General features: G+C 52.5%; 22 protein-coding genes. 17 read left to right on the top strand and 5 right to left on the bottom strand.

Features of this window, described 5'->3' with window-relative positions; translation table 11 throughout:
- Nucleotides 1–49 precede the first annotated feature (49 nt).
- The 11 genes from ffh to larC are packed head-to-tail and all read left to right on the top strand — an operon-like array spanning nt 50 to nt 6,903.
- Nucleotides 50–1,381, top strand: coding sequence for a signal recognition particle protein (ffh, locus tag VGJ94_02510; protein HEY3275466.1), 1,332 nt, complete (start codon nt 50–52; stop codon nt 1,379–1,381).
- A 12-nt stretch (nt 1,382–1,393) separates the two neighbouring features.
- Nucleotides 1,394–1,648 (top strand): 30S ribosomal protein S16, encoded by a 255-nt coding sequence (gene rpsP / locus VGJ94_02505; GenBank protein HEY3275465.1) that lies wholly within the window; start codon nt 1,394–1,396, stop codon nt 1,646–1,648.
- Between the two features lie 36 nt (nt 1,649–1,684).
- A complete protein-coding gene (locus VGJ94_02500) occupies nt 1,685–1,918 on the top strand; it encodes a KH domain-containing protein (protein HEY3275464.1) in 234 nt (77 codons plus the stop codon).
- Nucleotides 1,918–2,418: a ribosome maturation factor RimM gene (gene rimM / locus VGJ94_02495; protein ID HEY3275463.1), complete on the top strand. Its 501-nt coding sequence runs from the start codon at nt 1,918–1,920 to the stop codon at nt 2,416–2,418. The genes VGJ94_02500 and rimM overlap by 1 nt, the downstream gene beginning before the upstream one ends.
- A complete protein-coding gene (trmD, locus tag VGJ94_02490) occupies nt 2,415–3,149 on the top strand; it encodes a tRNA (guanosine(37)-N1)-methyltransferase TrmD (GenBank protein HEY3275462.1) in 735 nt (244 codons plus the stop codon). Before rimM ends, trmD begins: the two co-directional genes overlap by 4 nt.
- A complete protein-coding gene (locus VGJ94_02485) occupies nt 3,142–3,699 on the top strand; it encodes an RNA methyltransferase (protein ID HEY3275461.1) in 558 nt (185 codons plus the stop codon). The genes trmD and VGJ94_02485 overlap by 8 nt, the downstream gene beginning before the upstream one ends.
- Before the next feature lies 1 nt (nt 3,700).
- Nucleotides 3,701–4,048: a 50S ribosomal protein L19 gene (rplS, locus tag VGJ94_02480; GenBank protein ID HEY3275460.1), complete on the top strand. Its 348-nt coding sequence runs from the start codon at nt 3,701–3,703 to the stop codon at nt 4,046–4,048.
- Entirely contained in the window at nt 4,048–4,632 is a 585-nt protein-coding gene (locus VGJ94_02475; protein HEY3275459.1) for a ribonuclease HII, read from the top strand. Before rplS ends, VGJ94_02475 begins: the two co-directional genes overlap by 1 nt.
- A complete protein-coding gene (locus tag VGJ94_02470; protein ID HEY3275458.1) occupies nt 4,622–4,981 on the top strand; it encodes a YraN family protein in 360 nt (119 codons plus the stop codon). Before VGJ94_02475 ends, VGJ94_02470 begins: the two co-directional genes overlap by 11 nt.
- Before the next feature lie 27 nt (nt 4,982–5,008).
- Entirely contained in the window at nt 5,009–5,749 is a 741-nt protein-coding gene (larB, locus tag VGJ94_02465) for a nickel pincer cofactor biosynthesis protein LarB (protein ID HEY3275457.1), read from the top strand.
- Nucleotides 5,746–6,903 carry a nickel pincer cofactor biosynthesis protein LarC gene (gene larC / locus VGJ94_02460; GenBank protein ID HEY3275456.1) on the top strand — a complete coding sequence of 386 codons (1,158 nt, stop codon included), beginning with the start codon at nt 5,746–5,748 and terminating at the stop codon, nt 6,901–6,903. The genes larB and larC overlap by 4 nt, the downstream gene beginning before the upstream one ends.
- Here larC and VGJ94_02455 read toward each other — a convergent pair.
- The 3 genes from VGJ94_02455 to VGJ94_02445 all read right to left on the bottom strand — a co-directional run bounded on the left by VGJ94_02455 (nt 6,898) and on the right by VGJ94_02445 (nt 9,818).
- A complete protein-coding gene (locus VGJ94_02455; protein HEY3275455.1) occupies nt 6,898–7,647 on the bottom strand; it encodes a DUF5714 domain-containing protein in 750 nt (249 codons plus the stop codon). The two genes, larC and VGJ94_02455, sit on opposite strands and share 6 nt — an antisense overlap.
- Nucleotides 7,648–7,835: 188 nt before the next feature.
- Entirely contained in the window at nt 7,836–9,005 is a 1,170-nt protein-coding gene (locus VGJ94_02450) for a hypothetical protein (GenBank protein HEY3275454.1), read from the bottom strand.
- A gap of 153 nt (nt 9,006–9,158) precedes the next feature.
- Nucleotides 9,159–9,818, bottom strand: coding sequence for a hypothetical protein (locus tag VGJ94_02445; GenBank protein ID HEY3275453.1), 660 nt, complete (start codon nt 9,816–9,818; stop codon nt 9,159–9,161).
- A 161-nt stretch (nt 9,819–9,979) separates the two neighbouring features.
- On the opposite strand from VGJ94_02445, the gene VGJ94_02440 reads away from it, so the two are divergent.
- The 5 genes from VGJ94_02440 (at nt 9,980) to VGJ94_02420 (ending at nt 14,019) form a co-directional block, all read left to right on the top strand.
- Nucleotides 9,980–11,113, top strand: a complete 1,134-nt coding sequence (locus VGJ94_02440) for an acetoin utilization protein AcuC (GenBank protein HEY3275452.1) — start codon at nt 9,980–9,982, stop codon at nt 11,111–11,113.
- Nucleotides 11,114–11,246: 133 nt separating this feature from the next.
- Nucleotides 11,247–11,783 (top strand): DUF4337 domain-containing protein, encoded by a 537-nt coding sequence (locus VGJ94_02435; protein HEY3275451.1) that lies wholly within the window; start codon nt 11,247–11,249, stop codon nt 11,781–11,783.
- A 30-nt stretch (nt 11,784–11,813) separates the two neighbouring features.
- Nucleotides 11,814–12,344: a hypothetical protein gene (locus tag VGJ94_02430; GenBank protein ID HEY3275450.1), complete on the top strand. Its 531-nt coding sequence runs from the start codon at nt 11,814–11,816 to the stop codon at nt 12,342–12,344.
- 6 nt (nt 12,345–12,350) lie between these two features.
- Entirely contained in the window at nt 12,351–12,578 is a 228-nt protein-coding gene (locus tag VGJ94_02425) for a hypothetical protein (GenBank protein HEY3275449.1), read from the top strand.
- Nucleotides 12,579–12,849: 271 nt separating this feature from the next.
- Nucleotides 12,850–14,019: an ATP-dependent 6-phosphofructokinase gene (locus VGJ94_02420; protein HEY3275448.1), complete on the top strand. Its 1,170-nt coding sequence runs from the start codon at nt 12,850–12,852 to the stop codon at nt 14,017–14,019.
- Here the strand turns inward: VGJ94_02420 and VGJ94_02415 are convergent.
- Complete coding sequence (locus VGJ94_02415) at nt 14,016–15,077, bottom strand: radical SAM protein (GenBank protein HEY3275447.1); 1,062 nt, start codon at nt 15,075–15,077, stop codon at nt 14,016–14,018. The genes VGJ94_02420 and VGJ94_02415 overlap by 4 nt on opposite strands.
- Nucleotides 15,078–15,445: 368 nt before the next feature.
- On the opposite strand from VGJ94_02415, the gene VGJ94_02410 reads away from it, so the two are divergent.
- Entirely contained in the window at nt 15,446–16,843 is a 1,398-nt protein-coding gene (locus VGJ94_02410) for a hypothetical protein (protein ID HEY3275446.1), read from the top strand.
- Nucleotides 16,844–17,080: 237 nt separating this feature from the next.
- Here the strand turns inward: VGJ94_02410 and VGJ94_02405 are convergent, their stop codons facing one another.
- Nucleotides 17,081–17,422 carry a P-II family nitrogen regulator gene (locus VGJ94_02405; GenBank protein ID HEY3275445.1) on the bottom strand — a complete coding sequence of 114 codons (342 nt, stop codon included), beginning with the start codon at nt 17,420–17,422 and terminating at the stop codon, nt 17,081–17,083.
- Between the last annotated feature and the right edge of the window lie 502 nt (nt 17,423–17,924).

Raw genomic sequence — 17,924 nt, 5'->3', positions numbered from 1 at the left:
CCGTTATTAAGTTGACTATTGACGCCTTTTTTTGGTATCTTAATCCTCTATGTTTGAGAAATTACAGGAAAGATTAGAAAGTACCTTCAAAAAACTCAGGGGTTACGGCAAACTCTCCGAAGCCAATGTGAAAGACTCCTTAAGGGAAGTGCGTGTCGCCCTCCTGGAAGCGGACGTCAATTACAAGGTGGCAAAGGACTTCCTCGAGAAGATCAGGATCAAGGCCCTCGGAGAGGAGGTCCTCTCAAGTATCACTCCGGGGCAGCAGTTCATCAAGATTGTCTTTGACGAGTTGTGTGATCTTCTGGGCCAGACAAACAAGCCTCTCGATATCGCAGGCTCTCCACCCGTTCCGGTTCTCCTGATCGGTCTGCAGGGGTCAGGCAAGACGACCACGGCGGGAAAACTTGCCCTCATGCTCCGTAAGAAAGGGAGAAAGCCCCTTCTTGTCGCGACAGACGTATACAGGCCTGCCGCCATCGACCAGCTCACAAAACTGGGTAACCAGATCAATGTAGCCACCTTCTCGCTGAAAGATGTGAAGGACCCGGTCCAGATATGCAAGGAAGCAAAAGCGCATGCCATGAAAAACGGTTTCGACACCATGATCGTCGATACCGCGGGGCGGCTCCATATCGATGAGGGAATGGTACACGAGGTAGCGGAGCAGAAGAAGTTCCTCAATCCCCGGGAGACCCTCCTTGTGCTCGATGCAATGACCGGCCAGGATGCGGTGAGTATCGCCGCTACTTTTAACGAGAAAGTAGGGGTGGATGGGGTAATCCTCACGAAACTCGATGGAGACACGAGGGGCGGCGCGGCTATTTCCATTAAGGCAGTCACGGGCAAGCCCATCAAGCTTGTGGGCGTAGGCGAAAAGCTCGATGCCCTGGAACCGTTCTTTCCCGACAGGATGGCATCCCGCATACTCGGCATGGGAGACGTGGTATCTCTTGTAGAGAAGGCCCAGGATGTCTTTGACGAAAAACAGGCCCAGGAGCTCGAAAGAAAGATAAGGAAAGACGAGTTTACCCTGGAAGATTTTAAAGAACAGCTAAAACAGATGAAAAAGCTCGGCTCCATGGAATCTATCATGAGCATGATACCCGGTCTCAATAAATTGAAAGGCGCCATAGACTTCGGCGCGGCCGAAAAGGACCTCAAGAAGACGGAAGCGATTATCAATTCGATGACGATGAAAGAAAGGGTACATCCCCAGATCATCGACGGAAGCCGACGAGTGAGGATAGCAAAAGGCAGTGGTACCAAGGTTCAGGACGTGAACGAGCTTATGAAAAAATATACGGAAACGAAAAAAATGATGAAGAAATTTACAAAAGGGGGCTTGAAAGGTCTCCAAAAACAGTTATTATTAAAATAGGGAGGTGGCGATTTGGCCGTTAAATTCAGATTGACGCGTTATGGATCAAAGAAGAAACCGTTTTACCGAATTATAGTTGCTGACAGCAGGTCCCCGAGAGACGGAAGGTTTATCGAGAACGTGGGCACCTATGATCCCCTTAAGGACCCTGCTCAGATAACCCTGAATAGAGAAAAGATCAAGGTCTGGTACTCGAAGGGCGCAAGACCCACGAAGACTGTCGAAAACTTGTTCAAGAAGGAAGGACTGTTGAAAGAGCTAACATAACAAGGAGCTCACACAATAAATCATGGAGGTGGGATCGTGTTGAAAGAGCTAATCGAATACATCGCAAAAGCGCTGGTGGACAATCCCGATCAAGTGAACGTATCCGAAATCGAAGGCGAGAAAACGTCCGTGATAGAATTGAATGTGGCGAAAGATGACCTTGGAAAAGTAATTGGCAAGCAGGGTAGAACTGCAAGGGCCATGAGAACGATATTGAGCGCGGCTTCCACGAAAGTGAAGAAGAGAGCGGTGCTTGAAATTATCGAGTAATGAAGTATATCCCTATAGGGAGGGCTGTCGGGACCCACGGCCTGAAAGGTGAAGTTAAGGTCAGCTATTACAACGAGGCAAAGGATGATTTTCTCAGATATGCCTCGTTGTTTGTGCGAAAAGGCGATGAGTATGCCGAGTTGCACCCCATAGGGAGAAGGATTCAGAAGAATCTGTATTTAATCAAGCTAAAAGGATTCGAAACCCCGGAGGAGGTCTTCCCGCTCCTGAACAAAGAACTGTTCGTGAGGGAGGAAGACCTTCCGGCTTTAGAAGACGGCGAGTATTACGATTATCAACTGATGGGACTCAACGTGACGAACAGAAAGAATGAGATAATAGGGGTAGTAAAAGCAGTCGTGCACACGAAAGGACAGGATCTTTTAACCGTGGCAACCGGAGGAGAAGAAATCTTTATTCCTCTTACCGAGGAATTTATCGAAAAGGTGAATCTGAAGGACTCGTCGATCATCATCGACGAGAGCGCTCTCGTCGAATGATCTTTACGATCTTCACCCTTTTCCCGAACCTCTTCGCGTCGCCCCTCCAGGAGAGCATCATCAGGAAGGCTGCGGAAAAAGGCCTGGTACAGTTCAATATCGTCAATATCCGTGATTTTGCGGAGGATATTCACCGGACCTGCGACGATAACCCTTATGGGGGAGGCCCGGGGATGGTGATGAAAATAGAGCCTATCCACCGCGCCGTGGAGCATGTGGAAAAGACCATGGGGAGATCCAAAACCATTCTTCTGACCCCCCAGGGAAAGGTTTTTGACCAGCCCACAGCCGAGAGACTCGCAAGGCTCTCCCATGTGAGCCTCCTCTGTGGACGGTATGAAGGAGTTGACGAACGGGTGCTCACCCTTGTGGACGAGGAAATATCCATCGGGGATTACATCCTCTCAGGCGGTGAGGTCGCCGCCCTGGTGCTGATCGATGCCATTTCGCGCCATATTCCCGGTGTCCTGGGGAACGACCAGTCCGTGGTGGATGAGAGCCTGAAAGAGTGCCTCCTCGAATACCCTCAGTATACGCGACCGGAGGAATATCTCGATATGAATGTGCCTTCCGTGCTCCTTTCCGGCAACCATGAAGAAATAAGGAAGTGGCGCAGGGAGCAGTCAATACGAAAGACTATTCTCAAGAGGCCGGACCTGATGGATAAATTTACTCTCACGAAAGAAGACGAAAAACTTATGCGTAAAGTAATGGAGGACCTTTCTGAATAACGTCAGCCTCGCAGTCATCCATTACCCGGTATACGATAAAAACGGCGAGATTGTTGCCACGAGCCTGACAAACCTGGAAATACACGACATTGCAAGAACTTGCATGACATTTGGTATTAGTTTGTGCTATATTGTTACGCCTCTTGTAAGACAGCGGGAGATAGCGGCCCAGTTGGTGGACCACTGGTTACACGGCTATGGGGCTCAGTATAATCCCGCGAGAAGCGAAGCACTGAAGAAAGTCAGAGTGGTCGCTGATTTTGACGAGATGGTAAAGGACATGGGGGAGAACCCGCTGATAGTGGGGACCTCCTCGAAAGAACGGGAGGGGAAGTCGATAAGCTCCCCGGACCTTCAGGTCCTTATGGAAAAGGGAGTCCGGCCCGTAGTGATCCTTTTCGGAACAGGCTGGGGTCTTTCGGACGAAGTAGTCGGGAAGTGCGACAGAATGCTTATGCCGATCAATGGAAAGGGCGATTACAATCACCTTTCTTTAAGAGTTGCGATCGGTATAATTCTTGATAGAATATTCGGCGTAAGAGGAGGATAAAATGAACGAGATGGTGGATTTGATAGAAAAGGAACATATGAGGCTCGATCTGCCCGAGATCGGCGTGGGCGACAACGTGAAAGTCTATACCAAGATCTTCGAAGGCGACAAGGAAAGGATCCAGGTCTTCGAAGGCGTGGTGATCAGAAAAAGGGGTGGGAATACGAGAGCCACCTTTACGGTAAGAAAGGTCTCATACAGCGTGGGGATCGAGAAAACCTTCCCCGTGAACTCTCCGCTTATCGACAAGATAGACGTGATGAGCAAGAGCAAGATAAGAAGATCGAAACTCTACTACCTGAGAAATCTAAGAGGCAAGGCAGCAAAGCTGAAAGAAAAACGCGTATAATGAATTGCCGTCTCTCCGGCTTGATCGGCGCCATTGACGAAGCAGGACGGGCGCCGCTTGCCGGTCCGGTGGTCTCCTCGTGCGTTATCTGGAAGGAGCTGCCGGAATGCAGGGCCAAAGTAAACGATTCAAAACTCTTAAGCGAAAAGCAGCGTCTCGAGCTCTTCCCATGGATTACCGAACATGCCTATGCCATCGGCGTAGGCATTGCGACACATGAAGAGATAGACAGGATCAACATCCTGAGGGCGACCCTTCTCTCCATGGAAAGGGCATTAGAGAACACGGGCATCAGTCCCGACCTGCTCCTCATCGATGGAAACATGGGCATCAAGAGCTATCCCGCAGGCAAACCGGTGGTAAAAGGCGACCGCAGGTGTTTCTTTGTCGCGAGTGCCTCCATAATTGCAAAGGTCGTTCGGGACTCGATCATGGAGGTGTACCATACCCTCTATCCCCGTTACAATTTCGTGAGCCATAAAGGATATCCCACCCCGGAGCATAAAAGGGCCATCGGGGAATACGGGGTCTTGCCAATCCACAGGCGGACCTTCCGGGGCGTCAAAGAATATTGTGGCGAATAAGAGGGAAGAGGGACAAGAGGGCGAAGAAAGGGCGGTAGAAACCTTATCCCGGAATGGATACAGGATCATCGAGCGGAACTACAGGAATTTCTTCGGGGAGATTGACATTATCGCAGAAGAGGGAGGTTACCTTGTGTTCGTGGAGGTCAAGAAGAGAAATTCATCTTCCTTCGGCGGCTCCCTCCTCGCGGTGGACAGGAAGAAGCAGCAGCACATCATCCGCTCAGCCACGTATTACCTCAAGGACCATAAATATTTCGACAAAAAGGTGCGGTTCGATGTGGTGGGCATAGACAGGGAAAATATAAAAATAGTAAAATACGCCTTTATAGTAGACTTGGGGTTCTAACCCTGCCTTCGCTCAAAAAAGGGAGTAATGGATAAAAGATTGATCGAGCTGCTTACGAAGGTAAAAGACGGGTCACTTCCGGTTGAAGAGGCGTACGATGCCCTGAAAGGCATGCCTTTCGAGGACCTGGAGCATACAAAGATCGATTACCACAGGTCCCTGAGAAAAGGCCTTCAGGAAGTGATCTTCGGCGAAGGCAAGAGCCTTCCCCAAATCCTCGATATCGTCAAATCGATGAGAGAGAAGGAAGTGGACGTCCTCGTGACCCGGATCGAGAGCAAAGTGGGCAGGAAGCTCCGGGAGAAATTCCCCGAAGGCGCCTACCATGAGGAAGGCCGCTTGTTTTTCATAAAGAAAGACCGCACCATCAAAGGAAAGGGCCCCATTGTAGTAGTCTCCGCGGGCACCAGTGACGCAAAGGTCGCGGAGGAAGCCTACATGACCTCCCTCTTCTTCGGTAATGAGACAAAGAAGGTTTACGACGTGGGCGTGGCCGGGATACACAGGCTCTTCAGCAACCTCGAAGTACTCAGGGAGGCAAGGGTTATCATAGTGGCCGCGGGTATGGAAGGCGCGCTGCCCTCGGTGGTGGCAGGCATGGTCGGGGTGCCGGTGATAGGGGTGCCCACGAGCATTGGCTACGGCGCGAGCTTCGGAGGCCTCACAGCCCTTCTCGCCATGCTCAATTCCTGTTCCACCATTTCGGTATTCAATATCGACAACGGCTTCGGGGCCGCCTATTTCGCCACCTTGATCAATAGATTATGAAAATACTTTATCTCGATCCCATCCTCGGAATTAGCGGCGACATGACGATCAGCGCCCTTCTCGACGCAGGATTGCCCTTTGCCGAGATCGAGGGCCTTCTCAAGAAAATCCCTCTCCCTATGCCTTCCATAAGCCCGCGCAAGATGCGACAGGGAATGATCGAGGGCACCCATCTCGACATCGCCGAGTCTCATGTTCACCTCTCCCCAGCCGAGATGATCGCGATCATTGACGATCTTGCCGTGGAAGAGCCTGTAAAGAAGGATGCGAAGGAAATACTGGATATTATTCTCGAGGCGGAATCATGTGTTCATGGGGTCCCGAAAGAATCGACCCACCTCCACGAGCTGTCCCATATCGATACGCTGATAGATATCCTGTCCGTGGCGAAGGGGATTCATTTCCTTGGGATAGACAAGGTATATGCCGGTCCCATCCCCCATGGGAGGGGCACAATCAAGACTGCCCACGGTATCATTCCCAACCCTCCCCCCGCGACAGTGGAGATATTGAAAGGTTATAACGTGGTCTTCCTCGAGCTCCCCGTGGAGCTTACCACACCCACAGGCGCCGCCATCGTGAAGCATTACGTGAAAGACAATGGGAAATGCCCCGCAATGAAGGTCCACGCCATGGGCTACGGACTCGGAACCTATGAGACAGACCGGCCGGACGCGCTGAGGGTCTTCATTGGGGCGACAGACCCATACTCTACCGATGAAGAAGTCTGGGTCATAGAGACCGATCTCGACGACATGGAAACAGAGTACCTGGGCAGTGTGACGGAGCGGCTTAAGGCTCACAGCGCCCTCGACGTGCTCTATTTCCCCGTGTACATGAAGAAGGGCCGGCCGGGAGTACGACTATCGCTCACCGTCTCCGGGGAGAGACTGAAGGACCTCGTAGAACTCGTGTTTCTCGAGACGAGCACCTTCGGCGTGAGGGTAAGAAAAGAAGAGAGACGGGTGCTCCGGAGGGAAGTGCGGACCGTGGAAACGGCGTATGGACCCGTGCAGATCAAGGACGGGTTCGATGACAAAGGAAGGCTTCTCAAGAGCCACATAGAATTTGAAGACGTGAGGAGAATCGCCGATGAAAAAGGGCTGCCCTACCGGAAGGTGCTCGAAGACATCAAGAAGATCCTTTCTTTATAGGAGTCTTATCGGCAAGTCCCGTGACGGCCGGGTGCCTCCTTCTCCCCCATAAAAAAGACAATCTTCCCCGAGACATTCTCTGTTCAAATGGCTGAACTCACATTTCGGCTCTCCTTTCGTAAGGGTAACACCAAGCTCCTCTTCGATAAATCCCACTGCCTCCCTGATAGCAAGGAATGAGTTTCGCTTGCAGCATCTCGGTCCGCCATGATGGGCGATAGTGAGGAGGCTCTTTGCGGTCATAAGGTTGCTTTGTCTCCACTCCTTTCTTGAAAGGGGAGTAGCGCCCGTAATTACGCTCACGGCAATGCCCGTGCCCACTGCCGCGCCGCAATTGCCATAAAAACCGCAGAAACCTCCGAGCACCTTTTCAGACCGCTGCCTCGCCATCCGAAGGGCCGACTCCGCTTCAGCGGGGATATTCAACGCATTGTAATAGGCCTTCAGAATCACGGCAGGCACGAGAAAATGGTGTTCCGGCCCGTGCATCTTGATCATGGGACTCCTCATGAGCACCAGGGCCGTCTCCAGGGGGTCCGTGGTCTCCACGGAAAGGCAGTATCTCTCGATCAGGTCATTGCCTCTCAGGCTGTGGCAACCGTCGCACACGTAGTGGCCTGCCTCGCACAGGGCGTTAGCCACGAAAGGCCTTTTACAGTACGAGCAGGTCGCGCTCCGGAGTGTATCGGGATAGACGAGCGGTTTCCCGCAGACCGCACAGTCGTTTTTATGATCGTCCACCATTACCTCCTGCGGTCATTAATATCATGGATGACGGGGCCGGGAAACAGGGGAAGCTTGTCTAATCGACCTCCTTCAGCTGTTATCGCGTATTCGGGAATTAGAAAATAGCGAGAAATCGAAAAGGGAGGAACCTCGCAATCAAGGCTGCCCAGGGATTTCCCTTTCGAACCAGGCTGAAGCCGACGATCTCACTGTGCCGATGAAGTCTCTCTTGACTCCCGGATTGGCGGGGGAGCGGTCGGGAAGGATTGTTTTCCGAGGACCGTGGGCTTCCCTAAAGAAACCTTCAGATACTCCAGCATGATCTCCTGGAGCATCTGCTCTTTAGGCGTATTGGCAAAGGAGACCTGCTCCTCATCATCCGCCTTTGAGATATGACCCGATTGGACGGCCAGGGAGCGGTGCCCGTGCTGAAGCGCCGTATACCTTGCCTTCAAATCCTCGGAGGGCATATTTGAAAGCCATTGGTAGACCGATGTTATCTGATTGGGGGCCGGCAAGTGGGGAGATTCAAGGCTCGCCCGGCAGTCGCGGGAGAAGCGCTTCATCCCGGCGAGGATATGGTTCGATTTTACGAAGTTTATGCCGGACCAGCCGGCCCGAAGCCATTGAAACACGCCCGTCCTGACCATAAGGGGCGCAGAACCCGTTTCTACAAAGACACCTATGGAAAAATAATCGTAAATGTAAGACTTTATCCATCCAAGACCGGCCTTTGGAGTGCCCGGCTCTCCGGTATAGTAATAATTCCAGTTACTGTCGCTGCCCAGGATGAAACCTTTCTTGCCCACATTCGACCTGCCGAGCTGCTTCGAGATGGAGACCAGTGCCTGACGACCTTTATAATTGAACAGAATCAGGGTACGTTTCAAATCATATTCATGGTAGACGCCCGTATTGAGGTCCGGTGTATCCGACTCGTGCTGCATACCGTGGATCACTACGGGGGCCCCGCCTGGAGGCACCGGTTTCCAGTTGGCCGGCAGCCTCTGGGTCTCTGCCTTCGGACCGGACCACGTGGAGTAGCGGAGCGAAGAGGGCCTTGTAATTACGGGCGGTATATAAGGGTTATAGGAATATTCGATAAAGCGGGAAAAGGGGATCTTCATGTCAAATTCATAATAGGCCCCTGTACTGTCCATTTGCTTGGGAAGGGCTGATTCTTTACTCGGTTTTGAGCCCATCACGAATTCGGCGAGGGCGGCTACCGTCCTTTCATCCACGCTGCCCCTGGATTCGCTGCAGTATTGCACGAGTTTCGCCGTGGCATCGACGACATGCTCGGGGGGGTCCGCGCACGAAACTGCCGCGGAGAAGATTACTATGACGACTATGATGAATGAAGCGATAATTTTCATAATTTTCGGAAAAAAGATCAATCTTTCATGGGAGAAACATCGAAGGAATTTCTTTTTTCATTCACATTATATTACGACTCCCGCACAGCCCTGTCAATTAAAACCCGGATCAAAAGACCGAAAAGGGGTACGGAAGAGATGGGCCGTGCAAAATCAACCCGGCCGTCCGTCCTGCGTCCCTCCCTTAAATCTTTTCAGGAACAGGTGGGTAGGGATGTAGAACAGGAGGGGAAGGCCTGTAAGCATAAGCGTGAACCATGCCCATTCCGGCATCCATGTTTGCGGCGCGTTCTCATTCAAGCCAAAAACATAATTGATATTTACCGGTGCATCGGGGTTTATCATTGCCGCTCCTGGTCTCGGCATGAAAAAGAAACTAAAGGTCATGGCAGACCATGCCGTAACCGTCCACAGGGGCAATGCTTTGCGGTTATAACCAAGTCTGGCTACGAGGAAAATGAGAAGAAAGGGCAACCACCCATGGAACGTGGAAAGGCCTCTGAGAAAAAGGGATTTTCCACCGTCGAACATGTAGTCCGTCATGCCCGTGAAGGTAAACCCGAAGATCCTGATGCCGAAATCGACACACCAGAACAACTGCGGTATGAGGATACCGACCGCGGCCATACTTGCCATAAGGGAACTTTCCGTCCACAGCGCGATAAGGGTAAAGAAAAGCGCAATGTCGCAAAAATAAAGAAAATTGGTCGGTCCATAGGAGACGAGATACACAGGCACCAGGACCGCCATAAAAACCGTATAGGCCACTTTTAAGCTGAGAGGCACGGAATTCCCCGATAGTCCCTTGAGCATGGGCAAAATCCTTGTTGAAGTGGTCCCTCTTATAAGATTTTAACCGGGTTACCTATGGCAAGCCCTCTTTTCATCCCCATCCACAGGGCCTCTACATAATGTATTGAATTATGGCTGAAAACATACTAGAAATAAAGAAAAAGATTCTTAAGAGGAGCCTTATGATGAATATCCTCATCTATTCCTATGACCTGGCCCAATACGAATACAAGCCTTCCCACCCGTTCAAGCCGGTGCGGGCGAAGCTTATGGTCGAGCTTCTGAACAGGTACGATCTTATATTCGAGGAGAACCAGCGCATAGTGGAACCGGTCGTGATGGACGAGGAGCTGCTCTATCTTTTCCACAGCCGTGAATATATCGACCTCCTGAAAAAAGGGGAACGGGGGGAATTCTCGGTGGAGATGCTTCGCGCAGGCCTCGGCACTCAGGACAACCCCCTATTCAAGGCTATGTATCAGTATTCGCTCCTTTCCTCGAGCGCAACCTACGACGGCGCCATGGCCCTCTACCGGGGAGAGGCGCGGCTCGCATTCAATCCCTTCGGCGGTTTCCATCATGCGGGCAGGAACCACGCGGAGGGTTTCTGCTATATTAACGATATTGCCGTGACCATCCAGGACCTCCTGCGGAAAGGGCAACGGGTCGCCTATGTGGATATGGATGCCCATCATGGAAACGGCGTGCAGAACGCCTTCTACGATACGGATAAGGTCCTCTTTATATCGATCCATGAATCGGGCGAAAGCCTTTACCCCGGATCGGGGTTCGCGGGTGAAATGGGCGTCGGAGACGGCACCGGGTATACCGTGAATATCCCGGTGCAGGCGGGTACCGACGACGAGGTGTACCTTTATGCCTTCGAGTCGGTGGTGCCCCCCCTTATGGAGAGCTTCAAGCCCGATGTCGTGGTGGCCTGCATCGGCTGCGACACTCACAAGGACGACCCTCTCGCCCACCTGAATCTTACAAGTAATGGATATGACAAGGCGATATCAATCATCAACAGTCTCTCGCCCAAAATACTCGCCCTCGGGTCCGGGGGCTATAATATCTATAAAACTGCCGCCCTGTGGACTCTTGCATGGGCTACATTCTGTGGGCTGAAGCCGCGGGACCTCCACACGGGCCTGGTCGGGGGGATGATGTACGGACCCGAGTCAGACGCAGGCCAACTTGAAGAGCCGCCCTTTCTTACGGAAGGTTATGAAAAGGAGCAGTGCATGGTACAGGCTGAACGGGTCGTGGACTTCATAAAAAAAACCATCTTTCCTATTCACGGAATAAAATCATAGCCCGAAAAAAGGCAATGCCCCTCCTCAAGGGAGGGCCCCGGTCTCTGCGTGCACGCAAGAACGAAGTTGACTGACAGGTTGGCCCCATTGTATGATGAAGCACTGAAACTGTCGGAGGGGGAATTAACAGGACATGTCGGATTCAAAAAATGAGAAATGGATGACCTGGGTGGCCCTTTCCACGGCCGTAATGGCGGTTCTCGCGGCCATAACCACGCTCTACATGGGTAAATTCTCATCGAGGGCCATACTCATGCAGGGGCAGGAGACCAACCAGTGGAGCTACTATCAGGCCAAAAGCATCAAATCCTATCTTTACGAGATCCAGATCGAGTTCATGGAGATGGAACGGCTCGAAGGCGCCTCCAAAAACGGAAAGGTAAACTCGCAACAGTTCGAAAAAACCCTTACCCGTTATAAGGAAGCAGTGAAGCGGTATGATCGGGAGAAGTCGGAGATCAAGGCGAAAGGGGACCAGCTGGCAAAACAGAAGGTAATCGCCCAGGACCGGGGGGGAAATTACGGGTATGCCCTCATCTTCCTCCAAATCGGCCTCATGCTTTCGTCTATCGCTGCCCTGACAAAGAGGAAAGTGCTCTGGTATTTTGGAATGATCGTCACCGTAGGCTGGATATTCTTCTTCCTCGATGCGATCTTTCTCTTTTATTGAGGTTCGATAAATGGAAGGAAAGGTTTTTCAGTGAAGCGAAAGGTACTGATAATATGCATAGCGGCGGCCGCCGTGCTCGGGGGGGCGTTTATCTACGCGACGACTACTCCCCATTACTCTATTTTCCTCCTTACGAGGGCCATCGAGCACCGTGACCCCGAGGCTGCTCTCAAGTATCTTGATATCGATTCTCTTGCGGAAAGCGCAGCCAAAAACCTTTTTGCCGCGAGCAAAAGGCAGGGAAAAGGGGACAACCATCTGGCAGCCGCGGTCTTCATGAATATGCCGAGTATTAAGGACGGCTTAAGAGAATATCTCACCTCTCTCATCCGTTCAGGTGCGATTCTTGAGGCAGGTCAGAAGGGCCTGCCCCCGATTGCAGGCTTTGACCTGCACGAATTTGGCGCACTGACCCTATGGCGGCTCGATATTACCGCAGAAGGGAAGAATGCCATGGTAAGGATCAAGGGAAAACCCGGGCAGAGCGCACAGATGAAGAAGACGGCGGAAGGCTACTGGAAATTCGTGGGAGTTACCCTGGAAGAACCGGGAAAGGACTAAGCCGACATGTCCCCAAGATCGAAAAAGAAGTATTATCAGGAGCCACTCTTTAATGAGCTGAGACGGGATACGTGCTATGTCTGTTACGGCCGCATAGGCAAAGACGAGGGCATATATATAGGCAAAGACCTCTGGCGTCACAAGAAGTGTAAGCCGGGCGGAAGAAGCTGGCTCAAAAGCACGGTAGGCCGCGGCACGAAGTCCGCCGAGCTCTTCGGCCCCCACGACACCTGAACAAATTGTCTGAAATTCTTTCTGTAATTTCACCCCTATCCGGCCCGTTCCACGGTTCATAGCTCACGCCCCATCTCTCGTCGTGGACCCTTGCCCCGTCATAGCCGGGGGAGAAAAAGAAAGTACCCCGAGATTGACATCGATACGCGAAATGCATACGTTTGCCTAAGGTTGGCCGCATATAAACCTGACGGGAAAGGTGCAGGCAGGGAATGACCTTCAAGACGTCCCTTCCGCCCCGTCCGGAACACGAACGATTAAAGGAGATTCGATGGCTCACACACAACGTATCGGCATATTGACGGGTGGGGGCGACGTCCCCGGACTCAACGTTGCAATTAAGGCCGTGGTGACCCGTGCGTACATGCACGATATCGATGTAATAGGCATCAGAAGAGGATGGATGGGCCTGCTCTGCCTCAACCCCGAGGACCCTGATTCCAGGCAGAAATGGACCGTCTCACTACCGGCCGAGAAGGTGCGCACCATCGACCGGACCGGCGGCACCGTGCTGCACACGTCACGGACCAATCCGGGCAATATGAAGCCTGAAGACGTGCCGGCCTTTATACCCAAAAACCTGCTCAAAGAGAAACCGAACGGTACGACCGACTGCACCCCTCATATACTTAAGGTCCTTGACTTTCTTGCCCTGGATGCGATCATCGCCATCGGTGGCGATGATACCCTGAGCTTCGCCAGTCATCTTCATAAAGCGGGATTTCAGATCGTTGCCATACCGAAAACAATGGATAACGACGTATTCGGCACCGATTTTTGCATCGGCTTTTCTACCGCCGTGACACGCTCCGTCGATTCCATCAATGCCCTCAGGACCACCGCCGGCTCACACGAGCGGATATGTGTGGTGGAACTCTTCGGCAGGAACTCCGGCGAGACCTCTCTCTTCGCTGCCTACCTCGCCGATGTGGATCGGGCGGTGATCTCGGAAGTCCCCTTCGATGTCGACCGGCTTTCCAATTTTCTCGTCGAGGACCGCTTGAAAAACCCCTCTCACTACGCCATAATGACTATTTCCGAAGGGGCCCATCAATTGGGCGGTGAAGTCTATGAAAGCGGCAAGGCGGACGCATACGGCCATAAGAAACTCGGCGGTATAGGCAATCTCCTGGCTCAGGAGATCAAGGATAGAACGGGCGTCAATATCATCTATCAGCAGCTTGCCTATATAATGAGGTCCGGGGCGCCCGATTCGCTTGACCGGATGGTGGCGGTCTCCTACGGAAACCTCGCGCTCGACCAGGTTGCCATGGGCCATACGGGCCGGATGGTGGCCCTCCAGCAGGGCATATATACGACAGTCCCTCTTGATCTCGTGGTAGCGGCAAAAAAGCAGGTCGACGTGACGGCCCTCTACGACCTTAAGGAGTATAAACCGAAGGTGAGGGATACCCTCGGCAAGCCCATGTTCTTGTATTAATGTTTTTCGTCATCAATTTGGATGAAACACTGGGGGTCGTCGGCAAGATAGTCTCCCGCCCCCAGGCAAAAAGAATGGGCGTAGGCAATGGCCCTGCAACCCCTGCACGAAGACCACCGCTCGCAGCGGCCGCACTTGCCTTTATAAAGATCCCTGTTCCTCAGCCTCTGAAGCACCTCCGACGTAGCCCATATCTCCCTTAAAGAGTCGGTGAGCACGTTACCGATGGGGATGGGAAGCCTCCTGCAGGGAGTCACGGTCCCGTCGGCCATAAGGGTAATGCCGGATACGGCCGCAGCGCACCCTCCCCGAGCTACCTCATCGAATGCCCTCGCACCCGATCCATCCTCCATTTCAGAAGCGATCGGGTCGCCGGTGACGAGTTCCAGCTCCGGGATATCAAGGGAGAAGATATCCCCATACAGGCGCTTCACCTCTTCCCGGGAAAGCATTGCATCCATAAGGCCCGTTCCCCTGCCCGAAGGGACAAGCCTTGAAAACCCCAGTCTTTGAACTCTCAATTCCCGTGCAAGATCTATCATTTCACGGAAATTCAGATAGTTGACCCTCGAGAGAGTCGCATTAAGTGTGACGGGAACGCGCACCTCCGTGAGGTGCCCTATACCTGAAAGGGAGCGGGCAAAATTCCCTTCCCCCCGAATGAGATCATGGATTGCCCGGGGACCTTCCAGGCTCACCTGGACTCCGTCAATGCCGAGATCGCTCAGTCTCTTCGCCCGCTGCCTGTCGATAAGGGTACCGTTGGTAAGCAGATAGACGGCAACTCCACGAGCTTTTGCCGCTTCAAGTATCCGGAAGAGGTCTCGCCGCAGGAAGGGCTCGCCGCCCGTGATATTAAAACTCGGCGTAAAATCGATGCCGTACGCTTCGGACCATGATGCGATCATAGTCGATATCTGCTCCATAACCGAGAGGATTTGAGGGAGAGATAGCTCCTTCGGAGACGTTTCTCCCTGATAACAGTGGGTACATGCGAGATTGCACCTCTCAGTAAGGTGCCACTGGACGAAAAAAGAAAAGGATCCGTTGACGGACATATAGCTCCTCTTTTAGGGTAAAAGAAGGCAGATATGACGGACAGTCATATCTGCCTTCACTCTTTTGGTTGCAGAACCTGCAACGCTAGGTTTTTCAGCTTTTTCACTTGCGGCATGACTTCGCCGGGCTCTCCTCCAGGGCCTTTTTCATACTGCTCCAGAAGGATGCTTCTTTCTCAAGGGCCTCTTTGCTCAAGATTTTTTTCATGACTTCTCACCTCCTTTCCTGTAGAATGCATGGTGCACGGTAATAAGTAGAACATTAACATAGAGACGGGGAATGTCAAGTCCATGCTGCTCACTATCCGTGCATACCTATCGCCCCCGGGTACAGGAGACCAAAAGGAATATCGCCTCTGGTGACATGCATGCGTAATCTCAGGACCTGCAGTGCAACAAAGAGGGAACCCCTGTCCCAAATACATCGGGTCCTGTTCTTCCTCTTCATAATGTCGGCCCTTTCAGCTTCAGCCTCTTTTGCAGGGACCGCGGGAAGCAGATGGGATCTGACTGTGGGCGGTTATGTAAAATATGAGCTCGACTACAGAAATTCAGGCAGGCATGGATTCGGAAATGTCGAGAGCCTGGCTGACAAGTACGGCACCCTCTACACCTCTTCCACCGGAACCCGTCTTAATTTCCTGAGCAGGGGCCCCGATGCATGGGACGCCAGGACATATGCCTTTGTGGAGGGAGATTTTGTCGGCACCTTCGCCGGAAGCGGAAGGGGGACCTTCGCTTTGCGTCACGCCTTCATGTCCCTCGATTGGGCGAATACAAGATTGGTAGTGGGCCATACGTTCCAGAAATGGGGGTTTCTGCCGAGCTATGCAAACATGATCGTCTCCGGCCAGGATTTGAGCCCCTTTATTAAAGGCTTCCGTCAGCCCATGGTAAGGATAGAGCGCAAATTCCGGCGCGACTGGAATCTCTCTTTCGCCGTCATGTCCCCTACCAATACCCTGGGGAGTAACCGCCGGTTCATCTCCGAAGGTGTGGATAGCTTTACCTTGAGCGGTATGCCTTTTTACGAGCTCTCTTTGGGTTGGTCTACCGACAGCCTGGGAAAGGTTGGCGCCTGGAAAACAATCCTCAGCCTCGAGGGGTTCTATGGTCGTGAGAAACAGGTCGTTACCCTCTTTACGGGACCCTCTGCCTCGCCCACGTCCCTCTCCTACGGCGACAAGGATGTCAATTCCTGGGGTCTTTCCTTCAAGGGGTTTATTCCCGTGATACCTGAAAGCCAGGGCAGCAAGGCGGGAGCCCTGTCCCTTTCAGGCGTGCTTTTCACCGCTCAGAACCCTTCATGGCTCCAGTCGAGGACCTATGCGGTCAGTTCCTACTCACGGCCGCGCGGCACGTCTCCCGCAGCCCCGCAGCCCGCCACAGATCCTTTGCCCGATTTCGTCGCACCCAGAATGTACGGCCTTTGGGGCCAGATAACCTATTTCCTCACCGATAGTCTCTTCGTGAACGGGTGGTATGGGTACCTTAGAAACGATCTCGGCAAAGATTTCACCGGGGCTCTTTCGCCCTCCGGAGCCCGCTTCATTCATGCCAATACACCGCAGAACGTCACCCAATATATCGTCAGCCTCTGTTACGATCTGAATCAAGCGGTTCGTTTCGGGGCCGAATATGCATATTTCGTGAGCAGATACGCCAATTATGGAACCGTGACCTCGGGCGGGACAGTCATCCCGAACGGGCTCAGCAAGGATGCGACGCAACAGGCCTTTAGGGTGGGGGGCTGGTATTTCTTCTGACGTCGCTTTTACGCAAGTAAGGGTATGGAACAGCCGCTTCAACATTCCGGGTGCTGAAGCGGCCGCTTATAGAAAGGAGATGAAGCACGAAGGTCGTGGTTATATAACCTTATGCATAACGCTCTACCGTTATATACCATAGGTAATAATGATTGTCAAGCTTCTTTGTTTCTTCTCACAGGAAATGGAATAGCAGGCGGGAGTGGCGGCGCAGCCCGAACCTGTCTGCTTCCCGGCTCATCGAATGGTGGTGACGCCTTTTTCCCCGGTCCTTATTCTCACCACATCTTCAAGAGAGGAGACGAATATTTTTCCATCTCCGAAATCCCCGGTTTGCGCGCTCTCCTGTATTACCAGTAGCGCCTTTTCGACAATGTCGTCAGCTACCACGAGGTCTATCTTTACCTTGGCCACAAAGATCATTTCATGCGCATTGCCGCCGTGAAGCGCCGTGTGCCCTTTTTGCCTGCCGAAACCTTTTACCTCGCTCACCGTCATACCCTGAATCCCGATTGCCGTGAGAGCGCTCGCCACCTCGTCCAGTTTGAACGGTTTAATAAGGGCCTCAATCTTCTTCATCCTACCTCCTCCCTTTGTAATGGAAAAGCCCTATGTCGCTTCTTATCCGAAGTCCCCATCCTTATTAAAGCCGATGCCCCCGGTCCGGCACTTCAGCAAATGGCGCCTGAAATTGTACCAGGCCCAAAGGGAAAACATATTTGACCCATGCTCCCCCTTCCTGCCCCGCAGGCTTTTTGGCTTATATTCGCGGCTAAAACTCCTCTTGCAGCGTAGGCAAATAAATTTCGTCGCCGTTTTTTGATACCAGTGGTCCGGAATATTGTCAGTTATGCTCTTATCCAACATTTCCCTCCTTTGCCGGACCTGCCCGGGCAGGACATTCCGCCTTCAGCAGGCCTGTCCGGGCGCACGGCGTCAACTCCCATAGAAGAATGGCCCGTTAATGGTTCTTCACATCACGCCCCACCGGAGAATTGGAGAGACATGAGTCTACGGAAGAGACTTCAATGTCTTATAATAAGTTGAACCTGGTCAATCAGGAGGATACCGCGGCACTGCG

It is taken from the genome of Syntrophorhabdaceae bacterium (genome assembly GCA_036504895.1).
GTDB lineage: Bacteria > Desulfobacterota > Syntrophorhabdia > Syntrophorhabdales > Syntrophorhabdaceae > PNOM01.
Note: the sequence above shows the minus strand (reverse complement) of the source record. Positions and strands in the feature narration are given on the sequence as shown.

Bases quoted from the DNA above. Each gene is read 5' to 3' on its own strand.
- ffh (HEY3275466.1), top strand. From the start codon at position 50: ATGTTTGAGAAATTACAGGAAAGATTAGAAAGTACCTTCAAAAAACTC.
- rimM (HEY3275463.1), top strand. From the start codon at position 1,918: ATGAAGTATATCCCTATAGGGAGGGCTGTCGGGACCCACGGCCTGAAA.
- trmD (HEY3275462.1), top strand. From the start codon at position 2,415: ATGATCTTTACGATCTTCACCCTTTTCCCGAACCTCTTCGCGTCGCCC.
- rplS (HEY3275460.1), top strand. From the start codon at position 3,701: ATGAACGAGATGGTGGATTTGATAGAAAAGGAACATATGAGGCTCGAT.
- VGJ94_02475 (HEY3275459.1), top strand. From the start codon at position 4,048: ATGAATTGCCGTCTCTCCGGCTTGATCGGCGCCATTGACGAAGCAGGA.
- larB (HEY3275457.1), top strand. From the start codon at position 5,009: ATGGATAAAAGATTGATCGAGCTGCTTACGAAGGTAAAAGACGGGTCA.
- larC (HEY3275456.1), top strand. From the start codon at position 5,746: ATGAAAATACTTTATCTCGATCCCATCCTCGGAATTAGCGGCGACATG.
- VGJ94_02455 (HEY3275455.1), bottom strand. From the start codon at position 7,647: ATGGTGGACGATCATAAAAACGACTGTGCGGTCTGCGGGAAACCGCTC.
- VGJ94_02450 (HEY3275454.1), bottom strand. From the start codon at position 9,005: ATGAAAATTATCGCTTCATTCATCATAGTCGTCATAGTAATCTTCTCC.
- VGJ94_02445 (HEY3275453.1), bottom strand. From the start codon at position 9,818: ATGCTCAAGGGACTATCGGGGAATTCCGTGCCTCTCAGCTTAAAAGTG.
- VGJ94_02440 (HEY3275452.1), top strand. From the start codon at position 9,980: ATGATGAATATCCTCATCTATTCCTATGACCTGGCCCAATACGAATAC.
- VGJ94_02435 (HEY3275451.1), top strand. From the start codon at position 11,247: ATGTCGGATTCAAAAAATGAGAAATGGATGACCTGGGTGGCCCTTTCC.
- VGJ94_02425 (HEY3275449.1), top strand. From the start codon at position 12,351: ATGTCCCCAAGATCGAAAAAGAAGTATTATCAGGAGCCACTCTTTAAT.
- VGJ94_02420 (HEY3275448.1), top strand. From the start codon at position 12,850: ATGGCTCACACACAACGTATCGGCATATTGACGGGTGGGGGCGACGTC.
- VGJ94_02415 (HEY3275447.1), bottom strand. From the start codon at position 15,077: ATGTCCGTCAACGGATCCTTTTCTTTTTTCGTCCAGTGGCACCTTACT.
- VGJ94_02410 (HEY3275446.1), top strand. From the start codon at position 15,446: ATGCGTAATCTCAGGACCTGCAGTGCAACAAAGAGGGAACCCCTGTCC.
- VGJ94_02405 (HEY3275445.1), bottom strand. From the start codon at position 17,422: ATGAAGAAGATTGAGGCCCTTATTAAACCGTTCAAACTGGACGAGGTG.